Below are 4,761 nucleotides of genomic sequence, written 5' to 3'. Positions count from 1 at the left end.
GGGTCGGCGGTGACCTTCTCCACCTCCGCGTCGAAGGCGTCGTAGACCGCCTTCACGACGTCCGGGTGCTCGTCCAGGAAGCTGCGGTCGACGACGTAGACGGTGTCGTTGCGCGAGCCCACGTCGCCGGCGGTGGCCACGACGTGCGCTCCCTCGGCGCTCGCCGCGGAGGCGAAGAAGTTGCCCCACGTGGCCCAGGCGTCGACCTTGCCCGACTGGAACGCCGTCGCCCCGTCGGTGACCGGGAGGTAGACGCGCTCCACGTCGTCGGGAGACAGCCCCTCCTTCTCCAACGCCTTGAGCAGGAGGTACTCCCCCGTGCCCGCCTGGTTGACGGCGACCTTCTTGCCCTTGAGGTCGGCGACAGTCTTCACCCCGGAGTCGGCGGTGGCGACGATGCCGGAGCCGGCGCCGTCGTCGGGCTGGCGGCCGAAGACCACGAGGTCCGGGTTGGCGGCGAGGCCGCCGACCCAGGAGAGCAGGCCGCCGACGGTGATGTCCGCGGCACCGGCCTTGATGGCCTCGGCGGCGGGGGCGAAGGCGGGGAACGGGCCCACCCACTCGGCCTTGCCGCCGGCCGCCGTGACCGCCTGCTCGAGGCTGCCGTCGGCACGGCTGAGGGCGAGCGCGTTGTCGGCGCCGTTGAGCACGGCGATGCGGACGGTCGCCGCGGGCTCGGCGGCGGACGCCGGGGCCGCGTCGGGCTCGTCGGACCCGCAGGCGGTGAGCCCGGCCAGGCTCAGCGCGGCGGCGGCCGCGGCGAGGAGTCCGCGTCGGGTGGTAGGGGTTCGCATGGGAGGCGGCTTCGCTTTCGTCGAGGTGGGACGGGCGTCAGGCGGAGACGGCGGGCACGAGCGAGCGGGCGGGCAGCGCCGCCCGGACGTCGATGGAGCGGGGGAGCACGCCGGAGCGCGTGAGCACGTCGGCGGCGCGCTGCTGCTCGTCGAGGAACTCGGGGGACGGCTCGAGCAGGCCCCAGGGACGGCGGTCCACCCCGGCACGCCAGACCGACGTGCCGCCGGGGACACCCGGACGGGCGGCGAGCACGGCCGCGGCCTCGTCGGGGTTCGCCTCGATCCAGCGGTCGGTCGCGTCCAGTGCGGCGAGGACCGCCGCGACCTGCTCCGGCTGCTCCTCCGCCGCGGATCGCAGGCCGAAGAAGACCGAGCGGTGGGTGAGCACGTCGGTCGTCGGGACGAGGACGCGTACGCCGGTCTTCTGCTCGACCGCCGACAGGGTCGGCTCGGGCAGGACCCAGGCGTCCAGGTCGCCGGCGACGAACGCCTGCTCCGCTGCGGGAGTGCTGAGGTCGAGCGGGGTCACGTCGTCCCAGCCGAGGCCGGCCCGCTCGAGGGTGAAGGCGAGCGACGACGTCTGCCAGGAGCCGTGCGCGAGGGCGACCGTGCGTCCGCGTAGCTGGGCCACGTCGGTGATGCCGCTGTCCGTGCGGACCGCGACGCCCCCGCGCTCGGGGCGCGGGCCGGAGGTGGCGAGGTAGACCACGTCCGCGCCGGCCGCCTGCGCCGTCAGCGGGGGCGTCGAGCCGGTGCCGGCGATGTCGATCGCGCCGGCGCGCAGCAGGGCGACGGTCTCCACGCCGCCGGGGTGGGGCAGGAAGCGGAAGTCGACACCGGCCTCTGCGAGCTGCTGCTGCAGCTCCGGGCGGCGGCTGAAGACGTCGATCGTCGGGTTGCTGCTGTGCACTCCGATGCGCAGGGTTCGCGTCACGGGAAGCCTCCTGGGGTCAGGGCGCGGCAGGGCCGCGCCGCGGCGGACGGAGCCGCCGCGTACGTGTCGGAAAGAAGAGGGGGAACTCAGTTGCCGGAGTAGGCCTGTCGCCAGACCAGGACCCGACGCTCGACGGCCCGGACCAGGAGGTCGGTGAGGAGGCCGAGGGTGGCGTAGAGCGCGATACAGACGACCATGACGTCGGCCTGCAGGAACTGCCGTGCCTGTGTCAGCAGAAACCCGATGCCTGCACTGGCGTTTAGCTGCTCCGCGACGATGACCGCGATCCAAGCGAGGGTCAGCGCGAAGCGCAGCCCCACGAGCAGGCTCGGCAGCGCGCCCGGCAGAAGCACCCGGCGGGCGATCTGCAAGCGGCTCAGGCGATAGACCCGGGCGACGTCGACGAGCTTGGAGTCCACGTCGCGGATCCCGGCGAACGTGTTGATGTAGACCGGGAAGGCGACACCGACGGCGACGATCGCGACCTTCGGCGTCTCGTCGACACCGAACCACAGGATGAACAGCGGGACGAGCGCCGTGAAGGGCACCGCACGGAACGCCTGAACGGGCGCGTCGACGACGAGCTCGGCCTTGCGGGAGAAGCCGGAGAGCAGGCCGAGGCCGAGGCCGGCCACCAGCCCGATGGCGGTCCCGATGAGGACCCGCTGCAGGCTGACGCCCAACGCGTCGACGAGCGCCCCACTGCTCCACAGGTCCCAGGCCGCGGAGGCGACCTTCGCCGGGCCGGGCAGCGTGTCCGGCGACGTCCAGCCCGCCCAGGTCGCGACCTGCCACACCGCGAGCAGGCCGAGCAGGCTGAGGTAGCGCAGCGGGCCGGTGCGGCTGCGCCGGCGCCGGGCCGGGGCCACCGCGCGCTCCTCGACCGGGGCGGCCCCACTGCGCACGGGGGTCTCGACGGTCGCGGTCACCTCGTCACCTCTCCTTCGCGGGGCGCACATGCAGCGCCTCGAGCAGCCGGCGGCGCAGAGCGGCGATCCCGAGGGACTCCGCGCGCACCGCCCGCTCCTCCGGGACCTCGGCGTCGAACGACACCTGTCCCCGGTCGAGCACCAGCACCCGGTCGGCGAGGGCCAGGGCCTCGTCCACGTCGTGGGTCACGAGCAGCACCGTCGGGGCGTGCCGCCGCCACAGGTCGAGCACCAGGTGGTGCATCGAGAGCCGGGTCAGCGCGTCGAGGGCGCCGAACGGCTCGTCGAGCAGCAGGACCGACGGCTCGCGGACGAGGGCGCGGGCGAGCGACGCCCGCTGCGCCTGCCCGCCCGACAGCGTGAGCGGCCACGAGCGGGCCTTGTCCGCGAGCCCCACCTCCGCGAGCGCGGCGCGGGCGCGGTCCTTCACGTCCTTGCCCTGCAGCCCCACCGCGACGTTCGACTCCACGCGCGCCCACGGCCACAGCCGCGGCTCCTGGAACGCGACGGCCACGTCACCCCCCGCCCTCACGGTGCCGACGTAGTCGCCGTCGAGCCCGGCCAGCAGCCGCAGCAGCGTGGACTTGCCGCACCCGCTGCGCCCGAGCACCGCCGTGAAGCTGCCGGGCGCGAGCCGCAGCGAGAGGTCGGTGAGGACCCGGCTCTCGCCGAACGACTTCGTCACGTGCTCCACGACGACGCCCTCGCTGGTGCGCGGTGCCGGGACGCGGGTGCTCATGTCGTCGTGCCGCTCTTCACGCCGAGGGCCGGCAGGATCGTCTCGGAGACGTGCAGCGCCTCCTCGAGCAGCGGGTTGCCCGAGAGGATGAAGGTGTCGATGCCGAGGGATTCGAACTCCTGCAGGCGCTCGATGACGCTGGCGTGGCTGCCGACCAGTGCGGTCCCGGGGCCGTGGCGCAGCAGGCTCATGCCGGGCCAGACGTTCGGGTAGACCTCGAGGTCCTTCGCGGAGTCGGGCAGCAGGCCGCCGTGGGAGGCGTACTGGCGCTGGATGCCGACGGAGTCGTTGGCCTTCGAGGCGGCGACGATGCGGTCGACGGTCTCGCGCCGGGTGACCCGCAGCAGGTTGTCGGCCCAGGCCCACGCCTCGGCGTCGGTGTCGCGGACGATCGTGTGGACGCGGAGCCCGAAGCGGATCTGGCGGCCCTGCTGCTCGGCCAGCGCGCGCAGACGGGTGATCTTCTCGCGCAGCTGCTCCGGCGGCTCACCCCACGAGAGGTAGACGTCGATGTGCTTGGCCGCGAGCTGCATGCCGGCCTCCGACGAGCCGCCGAACCACAGCGGGACGTGCGGGAACTGCACCGGCTTCAGCCCGTTGACCGAGGCGTTCTCGATGTCGAAGTGCTTGCCCTTGAACGTCACCGTCTCACCGGCGGTCAGCCGTTTGACGATGTCCCAGTACTCCCCCGCGAGCTCGTAGCGCTCGTCGTGCTCGACGTGCAGGCCGTAGGTCCGCAGCGTCGGGGTGTCGCCGTTGATGACGTTGAAGATGAGGCGGCCGTCGAACAGCGTGTCGAAGGTCAACGCCATCTTCGCCAGCAGCGTCGGGGAGATCAGCCCGGGGTGCACGGCGAGCAGCGGGCGCAGCTTCTTGGCTCTGGTGGCGAGCGCGGTGCCCAGCACCCAGACGTCGTGTGCCGCGGTAGCGAACAGTGCGCCGGAGAAGCCCGAGCGCTCGACCACTCCGCCGAGCAGCTTGAGGTAGTCGAGGTCGATGGAGCGGGCGCCCTCGGGCTCCCATGGATAGGGGCCGTCCTGCGGGACGACGTACCAGAGGAAGTCAGTGGCCATGACGCAACTCCGAAGGAAGACGGAAGTCTGATGCAGGAACCCCGGCTACGCCGTCGGGAGCCTGGAGCGAGAAGGGGCCCGCGGGGTGTGGCGGGCAGGGGTACGACCGGAGCCGGGCGCCGCTCATCGGCGGCGCGGGCGCGAGAGGTCAGCGACAGATGGCGCTGGAGGTACGCAGCAGATCCACGTGCGTACGGGTGACCCGGTGAAGTCCCACGTCGCCTACCGTAGCAGTAGGAATTGAAGGAGGGAAGCTCCTCCGCCGTTCCGGGCGGGTTGCGTCAGGCCGGCG

The 4,761-nt window shown here is 72.9% G+C and carries 5 protein-coding genes; all 5 read right to left on the bottom strand.

Features of this window, described 5'->3' with window-relative positions; all coding sequences use genetic code 11:
* Positions 1–794 (bottom strand): NrtA/SsuA/CpmA family ABC transporter substrate-binding protein (locus G9H71_RS21050; RefSeq protein WP_166284736.1); only part of this gene is annotated, 794 nt, incomplete at its 3' end.
* A gap of 37 nt (positions 795–831) precedes the next feature.
* The gene (locus G9H71_RS21045; RefSeq protein ID WP_166284735.1) at positions 832–1,728 is read right to left on the bottom strand and encodes an aliphatic sulfonate ABC transporter substrate-binding protein; all 897 of its coding nucleotides are present in this window, start codon (positions 1,726–1,728) and stop codon (positions 832–834) included.
* Between the two features lie 86 nt (positions 1,729–1,814).
* Positions 1,815–2,657, bottom strand: coding sequence for an ABC transporter permease (locus G9H71_RS21040; protein WP_331273171.1), 843 nt, complete (start codon positions 2,655–2,657; stop codon positions 1,815–1,817).
* A 4-nt stretch (positions 2,658–2,661) separates the two neighbouring features.
* A complete protein-coding gene (locus G9H71_RS21035; protein WP_166284733.1) occupies positions 2,662–3,396 on the bottom strand; it encodes an ABC transporter ATP-binding protein in 735 nt (244 codons plus the stop codon).
* Positions 3,393–4,469 (bottom strand): LLM class flavin-dependent oxidoreductase, encoded by a 1,077-nt coding sequence (locus G9H71_RS21030; RefSeq protein ID WP_166284732.1) that lies wholly within the window; start codon positions 4,467–4,469, stop codon positions 3,393–3,395. The genes G9H71_RS21035 and G9H71_RS21030 overlap by 4 nt, the downstream gene beginning before the upstream one ends.
* Positions 4,470–4,761 lie beyond the last annotated feature (292 nt).

The organism is Motilibacter deserti (assembly GCF_011250635.1).
In the GTDB taxonomy this organism is placed as follows: Bacteria; Actinomycetota; Actinomycetes; order Motilibacterales; family Motilibacteraceae; genus Motilibacter_A; species Motilibacter_A deserti.
This window is presented reverse-complemented; position numbering and strand designations above follow the sequence as displayed.